At 56.9% G+C, this 16867-nt stretch carries 13 protein-coding genes; 6 read left to right on the top strand and 7 right to left on the bottom strand.

The window, feature by feature from the left end; all coding sequences use genetic code 11:
* Positions 1 to 49 precede the first annotated feature (49 nt).
* The 4 genes from ACT3UM_RS14635 to ACT3UM_RS14620 form a co-directional block, all read right to left on the bottom strand.
* The gene (locus tag ACT3UM_RS14635) at positions 50 to 1138 is read right to left on the bottom strand and encodes a DUF1513 domain-containing protein (RefSeq protein ID WP_498899964.1); all 1089 of its coding nucleotides are present in this window, start codon (positions 1136 to 1138) and stop codon (positions 50 to 52) included.
* 3 nt (positions 1139 to 1141) lie between these two features.
* A complete protein-coding gene (locus ACT3UM_RS14630; protein WP_498899962.1) occupies positions 1142 to 2173 on the bottom strand; it encodes an imelysin family protein in 1032 nt (343 codons plus the stop codon).
* A 46-nt stretch (positions 2174 to 2219) separates the two neighbouring features.
* Positions 2220 to 3671, bottom strand: a complete 1452-nt coding sequence (locus ACT3UM_RS14625) for a di-heme oxidoreductase family protein (RefSeq protein ID WP_498899960.1) — start codon at positions 3669 to 3671, stop codon at positions 2220 to 2222.
* A gap of 107 nt (positions 3672 to 3778) precedes the next feature.
* Positions 3779 to 5077: an imelysin family protein gene (locus ACT3UM_RS14620; RefSeq protein WP_498899958.1), complete on the bottom strand. Its 1299-nt coding sequence runs from the start codon at positions 5075 to 5077 to the stop codon at positions 3779 to 3781.
* 205 nt (positions 5078 to 5282) lie between these two features.
* Here ACT3UM_RS14620 and ACT3UM_RS14615 point away from each other — a divergent pair, with 205 nt between their 5' ends.
* Both ACT3UM_RS14615 and ACT3UM_RS14610 read left to right on the top strand, forming a co-directional pair.
* The gene (locus ACT3UM_RS14615; protein ID WP_498899956.1) at positions 5283 to 6155 is read left to right on the top strand and encodes a LysR family transcriptional regulator ArgP; all 873 of its coding nucleotides are present in this window, start codon (positions 5283 to 5285) and stop codon (positions 6153 to 6155) included.
* A gap of 169 nt (positions 6156 to 6324) precedes the next feature.
* Positions 6325 to 8130 carry a 7TM diverse intracellular signaling domain-containing protein gene (locus ACT3UM_RS14610; RefSeq protein ID WP_498899954.1) on the top strand — a complete coding sequence of 602 codons (1806 nt, stop codon included), beginning with the start codon at positions 6325 to 6327 and terminating at the stop codon, positions 8128 to 8130.
* A gap of 23 nt (positions 8131 to 8153) precedes the next feature.
* Here ACT3UM_RS14610 and ACT3UM_RS14605 read toward each other — a convergent pair whose 3' ends face one another.
* Positions 8154 to 8711: a cytochrome b gene (locus ACT3UM_RS14605; protein ID WP_035577052.1), complete on the bottom strand. Its 558-nt coding sequence runs from the start codon at positions 8709 to 8711 to the stop codon at positions 8154 to 8156.
* 112 nt (positions 8712 to 8823) lie between these two features.
* The gene (locus ACT3UM_RS14600; RefSeq protein WP_144810408.1) at positions 8824 to 9696 is read right to left on the bottom strand and encodes a LysR substrate-binding domain-containing protein; all 873 of its coding nucleotides are present in this window, start codon (positions 9694 to 9696) and stop codon (positions 8824 to 8826) included.
* A 129-nt stretch (positions 9697 to 9825) separates the two neighbouring features.
* On the opposite strand from ACT3UM_RS14600, the gene ACT3UM_RS14595 reads away from it, so the two are divergent.
* A complete protein-coding gene (locus ACT3UM_RS14595; RefSeq protein WP_498899952.1) occupies positions 9826 to 10704 on the top strand; it encodes a DMT family transporter in 879 nt (292 codons plus the stop codon).
* Between the two features lie 96 nt (positions 10705 to 10800).
* Here the strand turns inward: ACT3UM_RS14595 and ACT3UM_RS14590 are convergent, their stop codons facing one another.
* The gene (locus ACT3UM_RS14590; protein ID WP_498899950.1) at positions 10801 to 12246 is read right to left on the bottom strand and encodes a hypothetical protein; all 1446 of its coding nucleotides are present in this window, start codon (positions 12244 to 12246) and stop codon (positions 10801 to 10803) included.
* A gap of 324 nt (positions 12247 to 12570) precedes the next feature.
* On the opposite strand from ACT3UM_RS14590, the gene ACT3UM_RS14585 reads away from it, so the two are divergent.
* The 3 genes from ACT3UM_RS14585 (at position 12571) to ACT3UM_RS14575 (ending at position 16846) form a co-directional block, all read left to right on the top strand.
* Complete coding sequence (locus ACT3UM_RS14585) at positions 12571 to 12951, top strand: septal ring lytic transglycosylase RlpA family protein (RefSeq protein WP_498899948.1); 381 nt, start codon at positions 12571 to 12573, stop codon at positions 12949 to 12951.
* A gap of 158 nt (positions 12952 to 13109) precedes the next feature.
* Positions 13110 to 14108: an NADP-dependent oxidoreductase gene (locus tag ACT3UM_RS14580; RefSeq protein WP_498899946.1), complete on the top strand. Its 999-nt coding sequence runs from the start codon at positions 13110 to 13112 to the stop codon at positions 14106 to 14108.
* Positions 14109 to 14290: 182 nt separating this feature from the next.
* Positions 14291 to 16846: a glucose/quinate/shikimate family membrane-bound PQQ-dependent dehydrogenase gene (locus ACT3UM_RS14575; RefSeq protein ID WP_498899944.1), complete on the top strand. Its 2556-nt coding sequence runs from the start codon at positions 14291 to 14293 to the stop codon at positions 16844 to 16846.
* Positions 16847 to 16867 lie beyond the last annotated feature (21 nt).

Here is a 16867-nt window from a genome sequence, read left to right as displayed (position 1 = left end):
TTTCTAAGCGCTATCCCAAAGAGCTATTTCTAAGCGCTCTTTCTAAGAGCTATGTCAAATGGTTATCCCAGCGGAGTTCCAGACTGGCGAGCAGCTCAGGCGTTGCAGAGTCAGGCGTTACTCGATAGAGCCCGCCCTGGCCGGAGGAGACCAGAAAGCCGCCGTTGCCGTCGCAGCGGGCGCCGGCGGCGTCGGGCAGTGCCAGGCTGGCAACCAGCTTGCCTTGGGCGGCATCCAGCAGCAGCACCTGGTTGCCACGGGGAGCGGTCACCAAAACATTGGCCGAGACACGGCTAAACGCCACGCTGGCGATGTAGTGATTCAGGCTGGCGGTCACTTCTTCGGGCAGCGGCAGCTCTGAGAAGCGCCCGGCGGCATCCAGACGGCAAATCAGCGGATGGGATTCCCACTCGGGGCCTTCAAACTGGTACCCGGCAACCACCGTGCCGTCCGCCGCTACGTCCAGATGACGGCAGCTTAGCTGGTGGTGCGAGGGCGCGTGACGGGCCGCTATTTCGCCGCTGTGACGATCCATCAGCAGCAGCGCCGGGGCCATGGTGTCCAGATTGAGTTTTACCCGGCCATAGTCAGGGTGGGTCTGAATGCCGCCCAAGCCAATCACCAGGGTGTCGCCGTCCGGCATCAGCCGAAGCTCATGAGGGCCGATGCCGCCCAGTGGCATATCGCGCACATGGGCGTAGCCGCTGGCAGCGTCGTAAACCCGCACCAGCCCGGCGCTGTCCTCCAGGCGATTTGCGGTGACATAGAGGTAGCGCCCGCTTAGATCAAACACGCCGTGGCCGTAGAAGTGGTAGCCCTCTCCCGCGGCAATGGTTTGGGCTAATTGGCGGCTGTCGCCATCAATCACGTGCATCCGCGTGCCGGGGCGGCGGGCAAACAGTACCGCCTGGCGGGAATCTGGCCGTAAACAGCCGCCGTGGCAGCGCTCGGGCACCTCGATCATAAAGCGGGTCTGGCCATCCAATGCCACCCCAGCGATGTAATGCCCCCCGCTGGGATCATCCACCGCGCTAAATAGCCAATCCACCTCTTCACGGGCGGGCAGCGCCCAACTCAGCGGCGTCAGCGCCATGGCGACGCTGCCCAGTCCCACTTTAAGCACCTGGCGTCGCTGCATGGCTTAATCTCCATCGCTGGAGTTAAAGCCTCGCACCAGCCCCAGCTCACCAGCGATCTCGTTACCCAGCAGATGGCGTAGCTGGCTAATGTCGAGGTAGAGGGATTGCAGACCGCGAAACGCCTCTTCGTCTTCAAGGGCTGGCACTAAGCCCGACGATTGCTCGCTGGCCTGGGCAAGCGTCTTATCCAACTGATCACGAAACGCCTCGGCTAGCGGTAGCGCACCGGCCTCGCGCAGCAGCGCGGTAAGGCCCGGCAGGAAGCCGGTACGCAGGCCCTCCAGGCTGCTCTCTACCAAACGAATCGAGTTGCCGCTGCGCCAGGCTTCCGCCAGGTAGCCGTTGGCGGGCGCACCTTTAAGGCCCATGGGCTCACCGAGACGTTTATCTTCGAGTAGTTCGAGGGCCTGAATGGCGCTGGCCAGGGTGGCCTCGGTATAGCGCTGGGTATCGTCCGGCGCAATATAGTGCTCGCCAAAGGCCTGCCAGTCGCGGTGTAGCGCGTTTGTGGTATCCGCAAGGTGGGTGGTGATGGCCTGCATCAGGGCACAGGCGCTGGCGTCGCTAAGGGCCTCTTCGTCCATGGCATCGTCATAAAGCAGGTACTCAAGGGCGGGAAAGCCCTGGATCGCCACGCTGTCAGCGGCGATATCCTGGGCATCCGGTGCGTCGGCTGCTTGCAGCCATCCGCCCACTTTGCGGCCTACCAGGTTTTTACGATCCGGCCAGAACTGCAGCTGCCAGCCCCGGCTGTTCTGCTCCACCGGGCCAAACTGGATAAAGCGCACCGCCTGCCAGGCTTGATAGGCGTTCAGCCAGTCAGTTTCCAACCGCTGCCTGAGCGATTCATCGGGGGCTTGGCAAAAGCGTGTGGCGCTCGCCTCCAGGCGCTCGGAGGCGGCGCTTAGCTCGGCATACTGCATCTCTACCGCACCGTGCCATATATCCCGCGGCGCGGTGTTCTCCGTAGCAAAAGATAGCGGTGCAGCCAAAAATGCACAGGCCAGCAAACCCAGCCGACGAAACGCAGCCATCACATACACTCCTTAGTAATCAATCTTTTCAACAATTCAACGACACTTACAGGGACTCAAGAAAACGAATCAGTTCAGCGCGTTGGTCTTCGGCCAAGTCACGGTAGCCTTGAGTGGCCTCTTCCGCCTCACCGCCGTGCCAAAGAACCGCCTCTTCCAGGGTGCGGGCGCGGCCGTCGTGGAGAAAGCCCGCTCGGGGGTTAACCCTTTGCGCTAGGCCAATACCCCACAGCGGCGGGGTGCGCCATTCGCGGCCGTCGGCTTTAAACTCGCTGCGATGGTCGGCCAGGGCGTCGCCCATGTCGTGCAGCAGCAGATCGCTATACGGCCATATGATCTGATCCGCCAGCGCAGGGCGGTCAGCATCCGCGGCGGTGCGATGGCGCGGCGTATGGCAACTGGCGCAGCCCAGGGCATTAAACCGTTCAGCTCCCTGCTTCACCGCCGGGTCATCCATATTGCGGCGCATGGGTACTGCTAGGCTGGAGGCATAGAAAGTTACAAAGTCGGCCACGTCATCGCTGACTTCGGGCGTGCCGCCGTTGGGAAATTCATCGCACCCCTGGCTCTCCATGCAGTCGGTTTGCGGCACGAGGCTGGAGGTGAGCCCCATATCCCCGGCGAAGGCGTGTAGGCTCTGTTGTTCAATGCTGGGCTCACCCGCCTTCCAGCCGAAACGCCCCAGTTTGGTGGTGCCACTGCGCAGGTCCCAGACCTGATTGTAGCGCCCGGAGATACCGTCACCATCAGCGTCGTCAGGGTCAGCGGCCGCCATCAGATCAGCCTCGGGAATCGCCTCTAGCAGCCCAAGGCCAATCATGGGCGGCGCCAGCCGCGGCGAGGTCTGCAGATCCTTGGGCAGCTCGCCGTAAGCAGGCTCGGCAATCGAGTAGAGCGGTTCCTGCAAGGTGACGCTGGTGCCATCAGTGAAGCTCACTTCCCGAGGGCGATATTCAATCACCATTTTGGCCTCGGGCTTGGCACCGCTAATCGCTGCGGTTTGTAGCTGCAAGCCGTAGTTAGGTACCGGAAGCGCGCCGCGCTGCTCCAGTGTTTCTGGATCCGCTTGGCTAGCGGGCAGCGAAAGGCGCAGAAACAGCGCGATAGGGTTTTCGTCGCCGGTGGGTGGGTGCCCGCGACCATCCTTGAGGTGGCACCCTTGGCAGCTATTGGTATTGATCAGCGGCCCCAGGCCATCCCGGGCCTCGGTGCTGGCGGGTGCCGCCACCCAGGGGTTACGAAAGAAGCTATTGCCAACGCTGAAATCAAGGCGCTTGGTCATCGACATATTACCCAGCGGCAGCGAGTAGGCGTTATGGTCAAACTGCTCTACCGAGCCATCGCCACCGCTCATGGGCGTCGTTTGGATGGGATACGCCTGGGTGGGCGATTCAGCGGCCTGCAAGGGCGCTACCAGCAGGGCAAGGATGACACTACTGTGGATTAATCTGCTGGGCAGCCACTTGGCGAGGACAATAAACCGGGGTAAGCGGTACATGGTGATACCTTGAAAAGGATGATACGGCATACGAGCCATTCAACAAAAAGCAACAGAGCCGCTCGACAGTTACACCATCGGCGGCTCAGAATTGACGCTAGCCCTTTCTAGAACTGGTGACCTGCGTCATCAGGCTGCAGCGATGTCACGCCCAGTGAGCCCGCGGCCTGTTCGATGGATCCGGTTTGCGCTACCAGGGTGAGAATCGCCTCGTTGATCAGCTCGCTGCCCTGCTCATTGCCCGGCGCGATCATCATGTCAAAAGCCATCGGCGAGCTTTCCGCCTCAGCCGCCTGCTTGATAGCATCGAGGCGCGCCATGGTAGCTTCAAGCTGCTCACCAAGGGTGTCGGCAAGCTCGCTATCTTCCTGAGCCAATAGGTCTTGCAGCGAAGGCCCCTCGACCACGCTGCCATCAAGGCGCTGATAGCTGCCGGTGTAGATATTCTGAACACCCTGACCATTGTAGTAGTGGGAGTTGTGGGTATTGTCGCTGAAGCAGTCGTGCTCATCCTCAAAAGAGTTGGCTTCCAGCGCCACCTTCATACGCTCACCCGCTAACTCCCCCAGGGAGAGCGAGCCCATGCCGAACAGCATGCGGCGCAGGCCCTCCTGGTCGCTCTCCGCCAGTAGTTCCTGGCGATAGTTGCCCTCTGTTTCCGGTGCCCACTGGGCCACCATCCACTCAAGATCATCAACTAACAGGTCGGAGACCGCGTCCAGGTATGTGCGACGACGGTCGCAGTTGCCATGGGTGCAGTCGTCGCCGGTTTGAAAATCACTCACCGGGCGCTCGCCGCTGCCCGCCTCAAAGCCGTTCAGATCCTGCCCCCAGAGCAGAAACTCGATGGCATGGTAGCCGCTGGCGACGTTGGCTTCCGAACCGCCAATTTCATTCAGGTCGGCGAGGAGCTCCGGCGTGATCTCGCTAACGTCCAGGCTTTCGCCCCCAACAGTGATTTGCTCGTTGGCAACAATATTGGCGGTAGCGCCTTCATTGCCCAGCTCATGCTGGTAGTCGTCGCCTTCCACATAATCGATCATGCCCTCATCCAGGGGCCAGGCGTTTAGCTGCCCTTCCCAGTCGTCGACCACGGCATTGCCAAAGCGGAATACTTCGCTCTGCTGGTAAGGAATACGTGCCTGCAGCCAGGCTTGCTTGGCGGCGTTCAGGGTCTCGGTAGTGGGATTGGCCAGCAATTCGTCGATACGCTCGTTCAGTGCCTGGGCGGCACTCAGTGCATCGGCGTAATTGGCATGGGCCAGTTCGGCGTAGTGGTGAACCACGGCGTCGGCGCTAACGGTATCGTCAGCAGCAGCCGTGTCGACAACAACAGCGGCAAAAGGCATCAGCGCGCTAAGCGCAACGATGCCAACAAGAGGGCGACGGAGCATGATGGCGGGCATTACAGTATCCTTTAGGCTGGGCGTAACAGAAACTACTCACATAAAGTGCTAGGCAACCTGAGAGGGTTGGGTGCGCTAGCCATGCATGAAATGTAATTCATTGACCTATGAGATTCAATCCTATTTATGTCTAGATAGAGAGCAATACCGGGGTTAGTCGTCCTTTTTTGCTTTATGTCATTTATTCTGTCCTGGGAACACCGCCATGCTGGATTACAAACTGCTTCACGCCTTGGCGACCGTAGTGGAGTGCGACGGCTTCGAGCGCGCTGGCGATATATTGGGACTCTCTCAATCAGCCGTCTCCCAACGCATTAAAGCGCTGGAAGTCCGCCTTGGCCAGCCGGTGCTGGTACGCCACCCGCATCTTGCTCCCACCCCTGCTGGCCAGCGGCTGTTGACTCATTATCAGCAGGTACAGCTTTTAGAGCGTGACCTGCGGAGCTCCCTGCCCACGCTTGATGATCAGGCTCCTCGCCTGCGGATCGCCATCAATGCGGATAGTTTGGTCACCTGGTGGGCCGAAGCGGTCGCCACTATCTGTCAGCAGGAGGGGTTGCTGCTGGATCTGGTCATTGAAGATCAGGATGTAGGGCTCAAGCGCTTACGCGATGGCGATGTAGCGGCCTGCCTGTGCGCGGCGCCACAACCGATTGCCGGGGCACGCTGTGTAGCGTTGGGCGAAATGCACTACCACCCGCTTGCCTCCCCCGCTTACGTGGCGCGACACTTCCCCGATGGGCCCAGCGATGAGGCTTTTAGAAAGGCACCCGCCATTGTCTTCGGCCCTCATGATCAGTTGCAGCACCAGTTCCTTGCCCAGTGCGGCTACCATGGCCCCTTTCCTTACCACCTCTGTCCCTCTTCAGAAGGGTTTGTGCGCTTAGCTTCAGCCGGGATCGGCTACGGCATGATGCCTCAGTTACAGGTCGGCGAATTAATGGCCAGTGGCCAACTCGCCAGTGTGGCTCCTGGGTATTCTTTAGCAGTACCGCTCTATTGGCATTTTTGGCGCCATAGCGGCACTTTGATGCAACGGCTTACACAACATTTGAGTTATATCACTCCTAAAGCATGAGGGTTTTAAACGCTCCCTTATGCCAAAGCCAACTACACTCAGAGAGCTGATCGCATGGCGTAGGTAAATTTAAGCAGCTAGCACTATGTCGATGCATTAGCGGCCCCCGACGGGTAAGGGAACCCAGGGAACAGCAATCGGGGTAAAAAAACGAAAAAAGCGATGCCCTATGCATGCACGACGTTTTATAGCGGGTGCTTACACCGGCTTATTGCTGCTGCTTGCGGTTTGTTTTATGCCGTGGGCGCAGGCAAACACTCCTCTATCCGCATCGCCAAGCCAGGCGAGTTATTCACTCGCCCCTTATAACGAGTACTGGCACGCAGACAAAACATCTTTAACGATTAACGATTTACTCGCCCAGCCGCGACCTTTTCAGCCAACCCAAGACGCTCAAGATTTAAATTTCGGTTACACCCGAGGTGAAGTATGGCTGCGCGCTCAGGTGCGCAACAATTCGCCGACCCCCCAGCGCTGGATAGTGGAGTTCGAGTACCCGTTCCTGGATTACGTCACTCTTCACACACTCCGCCAACAGCGCAGTGATATGCAGCGAAGCGGCAGTGCGGTTCCCGTTGAACAGCGCGCACTCGCCCACCGTCAGGCGGTTTTTCCACTGGAGCTAGCCGCTTTTGAGACCGTCACGCTGTACACCCATGTGGCTGCCTCAGGTAGCAAGATGCTTAGCTATAACTTGTTAGCACCCGAGACATTTTATACCCAAAATGATCGACATAATTTTTGGCTAGCTACCTACTTTGGCATGCTGCTGGCGATGGGTTTATATAATCTGCTGCTATTTTTTGGCCTAAAAGAGCGCATCTTTCTTTATTACTCGCTATTTGTCGCTGGCTTTGGCCTTGCTATCTTGGCATTTAACGGCATTGGCACACTGATGTTTTGGAGCTTTTTGGGTGAAAACACCTCGCGTCTGGTAGCGCTCGGCTTCACTTTCGCATCCGCCATGGCCACGTTGTTTGCACAGAGTTTTCTTAACACCGAGATATACTGCCCACGCTGGCATCAGGTATTAAACACCTTCCGTTGCTACTGCTGGCTGGCCGTTATCGCGTCACTGCTCCTGCCGATTCCTACGGCGCTTCACATTATGGATGTGACGGGGTTTATGGCGGCGTTACTGCTCCTGATATGTGGCAGCTACTGCAGTTTACGGCGCCTACCCAGCGCTAGAATGTTCGTGTTTGCGTGGTCGGTATTCCTGCTCGGCTCAGGCATCTTTGCGCTGCGCAACCTGGGCGTATTACCCGCCAACTTTATTACTCTTCACGGGATTCAAATTGGCTCAGCGCTAGAAATGTTGCTGCTCTCATTTGCTCTGGCAGCGCGCTTTAACAAACTCAAACGGCAAAAAGAGCGGGCTCAGGCCACCATGCTAGCCGCGCTTAAAAAGCAGGAAGCCGTGCTGGAACAAAAAGTCGCCACCCGTACGAAAGCGCTGGAGCATTTAGCCAACTGCGATATGCTAACGAGTTTATTAAATCGTCACGGTCTGGCGCGCTGCGCCGAAGAGGTTCTCGAGCGTAATCGTCAACTTGGTCAGCGCTTGGCGTTACTGATGCTCGATCTTGATCGTTTCAAACCCATTAATGACTGCTACGGCCATGAGGCAGGAGATTTTGTATTACAACAAATAGCTAAGCGCATCGCTAACCTGGCGCGTGTTGGTGATCACTGCGCACGCTTTGGCGGCGATGAGTTCATTATTATCATGGAGAATATTGAGCCCGACGATACGCTTGAGAATATTCAGGCCCGTATCGGGGAAGCCATTCGCTCACCGATCAAACTCCCCTGCGGCGAACGAGTCAGTGTGGGCGTAAGCATCGGCGTTAGCACTTGCCAGGGGACAGACAACACCACGCTAGAGAGTTTACTGCGTGAAGCCGATAGCCATATGTACGCTGTCAAATCTCGCCAAGCAGTAGAGTGCTATCGCTACGGCTCGGCGGGTTAGTCTTTAGCCATTTTCAATGGCCGTTAATCAAACAGGCTCATACGCTTCATCACGTTATCGCGTTTGATTTTCCAATGGAATATGGCCCCCGCGACGTGCAGTACCACCAAGCCTAAAATGGCCCACCCCAGGCGCTCATGCCACATAAACAGCTGTTCAGATAGCTGCTCGCGCTCGCCAATTAACCCTGGCAAATGCCAGTGGAAAAACTCAACGGGAAATCCGCCACTTGCCGTTGCTGCCCAGCCCAACAAAGGCATGATAATGAGTGCTAAATAGAGCAAATGATGGACGCTGGTACTAACTACTCGCTCAAAGGCGTTTAAAGGCGGTTCATGGTCGGGCACCACAAAGGCCAGGCGGGTAATAATACGTAGCGTCATTAGCAATAGTATCAACACCCCCAGCGTTTTATGGCTGGTATAAAGCAGGTTCGTAAGCATATTGCCGACTAGCGCAACGGTGCGCTCATAGCCCAAAAAGCCTAACGTTAAACCGCTGGCCAAAGAGAGCAACACCGCGCCCGCCACCAGCCAGTGCAACACCCGATGCGGGTAGATATAGTGATCCAGTTCGTGCATGTAGTGCTCCTAACTGCCAATGCATTGGCTTTTTAGTCTAGTCAGTAACGCTCCCTTACGCTGATTAAAGCACTACGCGGCCATCAACGCTAAACGTTACTAACGAAATACCTTATAGCGCCTGCTCGGGCGCTGCCAGCTGTTCGCGTATTAACTCGCCCAATCGGCGCGCAGGCTCCGAAGGCCGGTGCGGCGCACGGTGCAGCGCCAGCTCAATCATCGGCAGCGCCGGCAGCCCGCTGCTCTCATCCAGCGGCCTCAGCGCTGGGGTTAGCATGCTGCGAGTCACCACCACGATGGCCAACCCAGCGGTAACAATCGGTGCCAACCCCGCCATGGACTGGCTGGTATAGGCAACCCGCCAGCTACGCCCGGCTGATTGCAATGCCTGCTCGGCCACTTCACGAAACACATCTGCCCCTGGGGAGTAGAGCGCCAGCGGCAGCGGGTCACTAAGCAGCGGCTGCTGGTTCATTCCTACGGCCCACAATAAAGGCTCCCGGCGGATAACATCGCCGCCTGGCGAGTTACGCTGCCGGGTTACCAGGGCTAAATCCAACTCTTTGGCTTTTACCTGCTCGACGAGGTGCGTGCTGGTACCGCAGATCACCTTTAACCCGACCGCGGGATAAAGCTGATGAAAGTAGGCAAACACCGAGGGCAGCAGCGAGGCGTAATCTTCAGGAATCCCCAGGGTAAGATCCCCGGTGACCTGACGAGCCTGCATATCACTCCATGCTTCATCATTAAGCGCTAATAGCCGTCGGGCATGGCTGAGTAATCGCTCACCTTCTGGAGTAAAGCGTATTCGCCGCCCTTCCCGCTCGTGCAGCGTGAGCGATAGCTGCGCCTCTAACCGCTGTAGCTGCATGCTCACGGTTGACTGGGTATACGCTAACCGCTTTGCCGCCGCCGTTACACTGCCGGTGTCCGCGATGGCCACCAGGGTACGTAGCAGGGTTAGATCCAACGTGGGTGCACGCATATACCAGTCCTCATCTATCAGCCCTTATTCATCACCATTCTTGATAATAACGATCATAAAAGATCGATATTGTGATGTGTTCATAATGAGTATGCTGCTCAGCACATTCACTAATCAAGGAGAACTCTTATGCATCCCGTTCACTCCCCCGCGTTATTTCCACGTTGGTACAGTGTTGGTGCGGCGTTAGTGGCCGTGATGCTTTGGAGTGCGGCGCCGCTGCTGGCCGAGTTTGCCAAAGCGACACCGCCCTTGCAGCTAACCGCCGTTACCCTGTTAGCAGGGTCATTAGCAACACTACCGTTAAGCCGCCGGGGTAACGTCGCCGCCTGCGGCGCGGGCTGGCAACTGAGTGTTTGGGTGGGTATCCCGCTGCTCATCTTTGGCGCCGTCAGCACCTACTTTATTGGCATGCGGTTAGCGCCCGCCGCCGAAGCGGCGCTGATTACCTACACTTGGCCGGTGCTGTTTGTACTGCTCAGCCAATGGAGCCGTTTTGGCCGCCTGCAGATTGCGGGGGTTGTCGGCGCACTGATTGCGTTTTCGGGTGCGGCGCTGCTGCTGGTTCCTCAAGCTATCAACGGGGGCCTGGGAGGCGCCACCACGGGCTACGCGCTAGCCTTGTTGGCCGCCTGCTGCTGGGCAATCTATTCATGGTTAAGCCAAGCAGCGCCAGTGGCGTTAACGCCGCTGCTGCCGCGGCTACTGCTCATCGCCTGTGCTATTGCCTTGACCGCGAGCCTGGCACTGGAAGGCACGCTAGCTTTTCCCAGCGGGGAGGCATTGCTGGCAGGTATCGCCCTGGGGTTAGGGCCGTACGGAGTAGCCATGGTGGCGTGGGATAAAGCGTTGCGCTGGGGGCACGCGAGCCTGGTGGGCAGCTTGGCCTATGGCGTGCCGATCCTGGCCGCCCTGCTGCTGGTGCTGGCAGGCATGAGCGTACTCGACTGGCGTTTACCCGCCGCGGCCGTGCTGGTGGTGGTAGGCTGCCTCAAAGCTGGCCGTTAACCCCTTACCATTTGCTCCTCACCACCGACCAATAGAGTAACGCCCCTATCACGATAAGCGACAGGGGCGTTGGGCATTATTGATTAACGCTGATAATTAAAGCTCTGGGGGAATATCCGTCGGCTCCATCTCAAGGCTTAATTCGAATAAGCCGCTACCGGTAGCGCTAAAGCCTCGTGCGCTTACCGTGTAAGTGCCGGGCAGCAACGGCTCTTGAAGACGTGAGTCGGTACCGCCTGCGCCGTCGTCATCGCTGATGGCAACGCCTTGACCACTAACTTCGATAAAGGTATCAAAATCGGCAGAGCGCATCTCCAACGTCACTAACGAGCTCTCTTCTACCTCCAACTGGTACGTCAGCGGCTCTCCGCTGTACCAACCGTTCAGCACTTCACCAGGGGTAAGCGTGCCTTCATTACGCAGTTCAACATCGGGCATATCGCGCGGTTCCATGGTGAGCGTAAACATGCCGCTGCTCTCGCCATAGGCTGTGCGTGCCGTTAACTGATATTCACCGGGAGCCAGAAAATCAGCGATGCTGGCATCTAGATTACCGGCACTATCATCATCTTCTCGGTAGTAACCGTTAGGCCCCTCAAGTACCAGATACGAGTCGATGTCGCTGGAGCGCATGTCAATCTGGTACATGCCAGCTTCTTCTACTTCTACTTGGTAGCCAAGGTCCTGACCACTGTACCAACCGTTGAGAGAGTCATCGGGAGTGAGCGCTCCATCATTGCGCAGCTCGCCATCTCCCGGTAACTCGTGAGGCTCTACTGAAAGCGTATAGATGCCATCACCATCACCGTAGGCGCTGCGTGCCGTCAGCGTATACTCACCGGGCTCCAGGAAATCAGCAATACGTGCGTCTAAATCACCGGCGCTGTCGTCGTCTTCACGAGCGTAGCCATTCGGCCCTTCAATCTCTAGGTAAGCGTCGAAGTCGTCAGAACGCATTTCCAGTTGGTAGAGACCTGCTTCCTCTATGTTCAAGGTGATTTCACGGGCATCACCCTGCAGCCAACTGTCGATAGGCTCACCCACTGCCACTGTGTCGGCGTCCGTCAACTCAACGGCGCGGCTGTCAACGGTAAACGGGCCATAGCTGTGGGCATCAGCACCGCTAACCACCACCACGTAGTCACCACTCTCCTCAATACGGTGACGAACGATGGGCGCATTGTCGAGTAGCTGTAACTGATCATCATAAAGCGCGACAACGCCTTGCAGAGCGCCGTTGAGAGAAATCTCAACGATCTCATCCTCTTCCAGTGAGATTGCATAGCGCATGAAGCGGCTACCATCGTTACCGTTCAGTTCGCTGGCCGAGGTGATTTCGCCACGCAGACGCTCATCAAGCGTGAGCTTTTCAAGGCCAACAATAGCCTCGGCAACCGCCGGCTGATCAGTTGTGTCTACGCTTTCCGCAGGCGTTTCATCAGCAGTTTGCCCTGGCAAGGGAATAAGTTGCGCGGCGAGAAAACCCACGGCGGCGCCACCAACCGCCACCAATACAAACGCAAACGAAGAGGATTTAGCCATGAGCTGTTCCTTGTTGAGTCGTAATGACAATCATTAATTAGATAAGCAGTCGTGATTATAAGCTGCTTACTCAATTAAAGTGAGCGTTTCATAAAAAATGCTGCATTGCGCAACGACCATTCTTTATGCATCTCATACCTGGGCTGATAAGTCACTGAAACCCAAGGCCACATAAGCAGAGATTAAAAAATCTTGAAATTGAACCTATTTGCATCGATCTTCTCAAAGCTTGCTGACTCGTTGCGACAAGGGTAGTATCGACAAGCCTATCAGGCACCTCATCAAGAGTGCGGGATTCGCAACACGCAAAACCGAGGTACTCCTATGGGAGCTCAAAAACGACTGATCCGAACGTTTTTTTTTGCAGCGTTAATCTTTAGCTGCGCTGCCAATAGTGCTTTTGCACACGAAACAGAAATACAGGAGGGCGTTGCCTCCTTTTACAGTGATCGCTTTCAAGGGGCGACCACTGCAAGCGGAGAGCCCTTTGATCAGCAGGCGCTGACAGCCGCTCACCCTAGCCTCCCTTTGGGGAGCAAGGTGCTGGTAACAAGGCCCGATACAGGGCAAGAAGTTGAAGTTCTAATCAATGACCGCGGCCCCTTCGTTAAGGGACGTATCATTGATTTATCCAAGCGGGCCGCACGAGAGCTTGGCATGATTCGCCGGGGCGTCGCGCCGGTCATGGTCACCTTGGTTAATTAACGCAAAGCACCCTTCAGTATACCCATCAGGGCGGCCCGCAATGGTCGCCCTGTTTCTTTATGTGACTTATCTCCCGATACATTAACGAACTTGCAAGCAGGCTAATGGTCTCTATGCTGGAAGGAATTCAACACGCGAAGTATTTGCAGGAGGCACTTATGCAGTCACAATTTTATACCCTGACCGATTACCCCAACGGCCTACCCGACCGCGCTCTCTTCAAGCTAGAGACACAAACGCTGCCTGAACTGGCTGAGGGCGAAGTGCGCATTCGTAACCACTGGCTTTCCGTTGACCCTTACATGCGTGGCCGCATGAGCGGCATTCGCACCTATGTGGACCCGTTTGAACTCGGCAAGCCCATGGAAGGCGGCGCCATTGGCGAAGTTATAGAGACCAATGATCCCAGCTTGAAAGTGGGCGACAACGTCAGCCATATGGGCGGCTGGCGGGATATCGCCCAACTGCCTGCACAAGTGGTCACAAAACTACCCGATCTTGATGTTCCTGAGCAGGCCTATCTAGGTGTACTGGGAATGCCCGGCATGACAGCTTGGACAGGCCTCAACCTGATTGCCGAATGTAAGCCTGGCGATAACGTTTTAGTCAGCGCCGCCAGCGGTGCAGTTGGCTCGCTAGCCGTCCAACTGGCTAAAGCGAAGGGCTGCCATGTGGTGGGTATTGCAGGCGCAGCACACAAGCTGGCCTGGCTCGAGTCGCTGGGCGTTGAACCGGTGAGCTACCGCGAGCGCACCGCACTGGAGTTAAGCGACGCCATTAAGCTCGCCAGCCCCAACGGCATTGATGTGTATTACGAAAACGTGGGCGGCATCTGCCTTGAAGCGGCACTCAGCCAGCTAAATGAAGGCGCACGAATTGCCGTGTGCGGCATGATCGACAGCTACAATGCCAAAACACCGACCCCCGGCCCCAGTAATCTCGCACAGCTAGTGGTACGCAAAGCTAAAATGCAGGGATTCATTGTTGCCGACCATTGGTCTAGCTACCCCTATTTCCTGAACGAAGTAGCCCCTCAGGTAGCGGAAGGCAAGCTGGTTTATAAAGAGACAGTCAAGGAGGGCCTGGAGAGCACCCCCGATGCCTTCCTCGCCCTGTTTGACGGTGGTAACACCGGTAAAATGCTGGTCAAGCTATAACCCCCCCCCTGCCGCTACGTCAACGATGTGGCGGTAGGGGATCGCCAAAAATAATCAGCAAATCGTTAGACCAATGGCGAATTGATAATTAAAATCATCTCTCTGAAATGTGTGTTTTAACCCATCGGCGCTGTCGATGGGTTAAAGCGCGTTGTCGGTACGTTGTTAAAAGGGGGCACCTCATGGAAGAAAGCACGCGCGATCACGGTAAAGGGCCAGCAATTGTCGTTGGCCTGTTACTACTTATTGTCGGCTTGGCGCTCGCTTTAGGCGGCAGCAAGCTAATCAGCGTAGGCGGCAGCGCCTACTACTTAATCGCCGGGCTTGGCATGATTGCCTGCGGCATTTTATTTATCCTGCGTCGCGGCGCCGCTCTATGGCTCTACGCGCTGATTCTTTTGGCTACCTTGGTGTGGGCCCTGTGGGAGGTTGGCCTCGACTGGTGGCAGTTAGTGCCCCGCGTCGCCATCCTCTGCTTAATCGGCATTCTGCTGCTCCTGCCCTGGTGGCGTAAGCCGCTAGGCTCAAAAGGCGGCAGTCTGGCGCTTGTTGGCAGCATTGCTGCCGCTGTTATCGTGGCCATTGCCAGTCAGTTTAACGATCCTGGCACTATCGAAGGGTCGCTGGCAGATAGCGAGACAGCCACCGCCGATAGCGTCAACCCTGCCCAAGTGGCAGGCGATGACTGGCCCGCCTATGGCGGCACCAATGCGGGCACCCACTACTCTTCGCTCGATCAGATCACTCCGGAAAACATCGGCGAGCTTGAAGAGGTATGGCGCATTCAAACCGGTGACGAAGCGGGCCCCAATGCGCCCCCCGAAATCACCAATCAGAATACCCCGCTGAAAGTGAACGACAGTTTGTATATCTGTACCTCGCACAGCCGGGCGATGGCGCTGTCTCCCGAAACAGGTGAAACCCTATGGGCGTTTGATCCTGAAATCAGCACTATGGGGGCGGATGACTTTTCTGGCTGGGCGCATATGACCTGCCGCGGCCTCGCCTACTATGACGCCGCAAACTATTCTACTGACACTAACGACGCTGCCACCGATAGCACAGAAGAAACAAACAGTGACGCTGCGCCGAGCAGTGCAACGGCTCTCTCTTTCGACATCTTCGATGACAGCGATATTTTCAGTCTGGATCTCTCCTTCTTGTCCCTGCTGTTTGGTGTTGAAGAAGAAAACGGCGCCCCGCAGCAACCCATGCTCAGCGAGACCGACGTCATGTGCCCTCGCAGGCTGTACCTACCCACGGCAGATGCACGCTTGATTGCGCTGAATGCTGACACCGGTGAGCGGTGTGCCAGCTTTGGCAATAACGGTGAAATTGATCTCACCAACAATATTGGCGAGTTTTCTCCAGGCGGGTACTACTCCACCTCCCCTGCTACGGTGACTGAGAACCTGATTATTCTAGGCGGACATGTCACCGACAACAGCTCTACCGACGAGCCGTCCGGCGTTATCCGCGCCTTTGATGTACATACCGGCGAGCTGGTATGGAACTGGGATAGTGGCAACCCAGACAATACCGACCCGCTACCAGAAGGCGAAACCTACACGCGCAACTCCCCCAACGTATGGGCACCGATCAGCGTTGATGAAGCGCTAGGCTTGGTTTACCTGCCCATGGGTAACGCTACGCCTGACCAGTATGGCGCCGACCGCACTGAGAACGATGAAACCTACAGTGCAGGTCTAGTGGCACTCGACCTGGAAGATGGTCAGGTTGAGTGGGTTTACCAGTTTGTGCATCACGATCTATGGGATATGGATACACCCGCGCAGCCGGTACTGATTGACCTGGCCACCAATAATGGCACCCAGCCCGCGGTTATTCAGCCGACCAAGCAAGGCAGCCTGTATGTATTGAACCGCGAAACCGGCGAACCGATTGTACCCATTGAAGAAGTACCGGTTCCGCAAGGGGCTGTGGAGGGCGACTGGACGGCCGAGACGCAGCCGCGTTCAGCGCTTAACCTGCTACCACCGCCGCTCACCGAGCGCGATATGTGGGGCGCTTCCCCGTTTGATCAAATGATGTGCCGCATTCAGTTCAACTCTTTGCGCTACGAAGGCCAGTACACGCCACCTTCACTGGAAGGCAGCATCGTTTATCCAGGTAACGTGGGTGTGATGAACTGGGGTGGTATCGCAGTTGACCCCGAACGCCAAGCGCTCTTCACCGGGGCTAAATATCTGGCGTTCGTTTCCAAGCTGGTACCCCGCGAAGAAGTTGAAGAGGGCCAAGGCTCTGCCAGTGAGCAAGGCCTACAAGTTAATGAAGGGGCACCCTATGCCGTTGAACTCGGCCCGCTGCTTTCAGTACTCGGCCTGCCCTGCCAAGCGCCTTCCTGGGGCGATGTGGCGGGTATCGATCTGCAAAGTAACCAAGTGACCTGGAAACACCCCAATGGCACCACACGCGATAGCATGCCGTTTGACCTGCCAATTGGTTTGAACGTCGGCGTTCCAGCGCTAGGCGGCCCGCTGACCACCGCAGGCGGTGTTTCGTTCTTGAGTGGCACGCTGGATCAGTACCTGCGCGGATACGATATCACCACCGGTGAGGAGCTGTATAAAGCGCGCCTACCAGCAGGTGGTCAGGCCACACCGATGACTTACACGGGCCAGGATGGCCGCCAGTATGTGGTCGTTACGGCGGGGGGTCACGGTACCTTTGGTACCAAGATGGGCGATTACGTGATTGGCTACGCACTACCGGAGTAACCGGTTAGCTTAGCGTCATCA

The sequence above is a fragment of the Halomonas sp. AOP13-D3-9 genome (assembly GCF_052379125.1).
Classification (GTDB): Bacteria; Pseudomonadota; Gammaproteobacteria; order Pseudomonadales; family Halomonadaceae; genus Vreelandella.
This window is presented reverse-complemented; position numbering and strand designations above follow the sequence as displayed.

Coding starts and splice junctions, on each gene's coding strand:
- ACT3UM_RS14635 (WP_498899964.1), bottom strand. CDS start 1,138: ATGCAGCGACGCCAGGTGCTTAAAGTGGGACTGGGCAGCGTCGCCATG.
- ACT3UM_RS14585 (WP_498899948.1), top strand. CDS start 12,571: ATGGGAGCTCAAAAACGACTGATCCGAACGTTTTTTTTTGCAGCGTTA.
- ACT3UM_RS14625 (WP_498899960.1), bottom strand. CDS start 3,671: ATGTACCGCTTACCCCGGTTTATTGTCCTCGCCAAGTGGCTGCCCAGC.
- ACT3UM_RS14575 (WP_498899944.1), top strand. CDS start 14,291: ATGGAAGAAAGCACGCGCGATCACGGTAAAGGGCCAGCAATTGTCGTT.
- ACT3UM_RS14595 (WP_498899952.1), top strand. CDS start 9,826: ATGCATCCCGTTCACTCCCCCGCGTTATTTCCACGTTGGTACAGTGTT.
- ACT3UM_RS14580 (WP_498899946.1), top strand. CDS start 13,110: ATGCAGTCACAATTTTATACCCTGACCGATTACCCCAACGGCCTACCC.
- ACT3UM_RS14610 (WP_498899954.1), top strand. CDS start 6,325: ATGCATGCACGACGTTTTATAGCGGGTGCTTACACCGGCTTATTGCTG.
- ACT3UM_RS14620 (WP_498899958.1), bottom strand. CDS start 5,077: ATGCCCGCCATCATGCTCCGTCGCCCTCTTGTTGGCATCGTTGCGCTT.
- ACT3UM_RS14590 (WP_498899950.1), bottom strand. CDS start 12,246: ATGGCTAAATCCTCTTCGTTTGCGTTTGTATTGGTGGCGGTTGGTGGC.
- ACT3UM_RS14630 (WP_498899962.1), bottom strand. CDS start 2,173: ATGGCTGCGTTTCGTCGGCTGGGTTTGCTGGCCTGTGCATTTTTGGCT.
- ACT3UM_RS14615 (WP_498899956.1), top strand. CDS start 5,283: ATGCTGGATTACAAACTGCTTCACGCCTTGGCGACCGTAGTGGAGTGC.
- ACT3UM_RS14600 (WP_144810408.1), bottom strand. CDS start 9,696: ATGCGTGCACCCACGTTGGATCTAACCCTGCTACGTACCCTGGTGGCC.
- ACT3UM_RS14605 (WP_035577052.1), bottom strand. CDS start 8,711: ATGCACGAACTGGATCACTATATCTACCCGCATCGGGTGTTGCACTGG.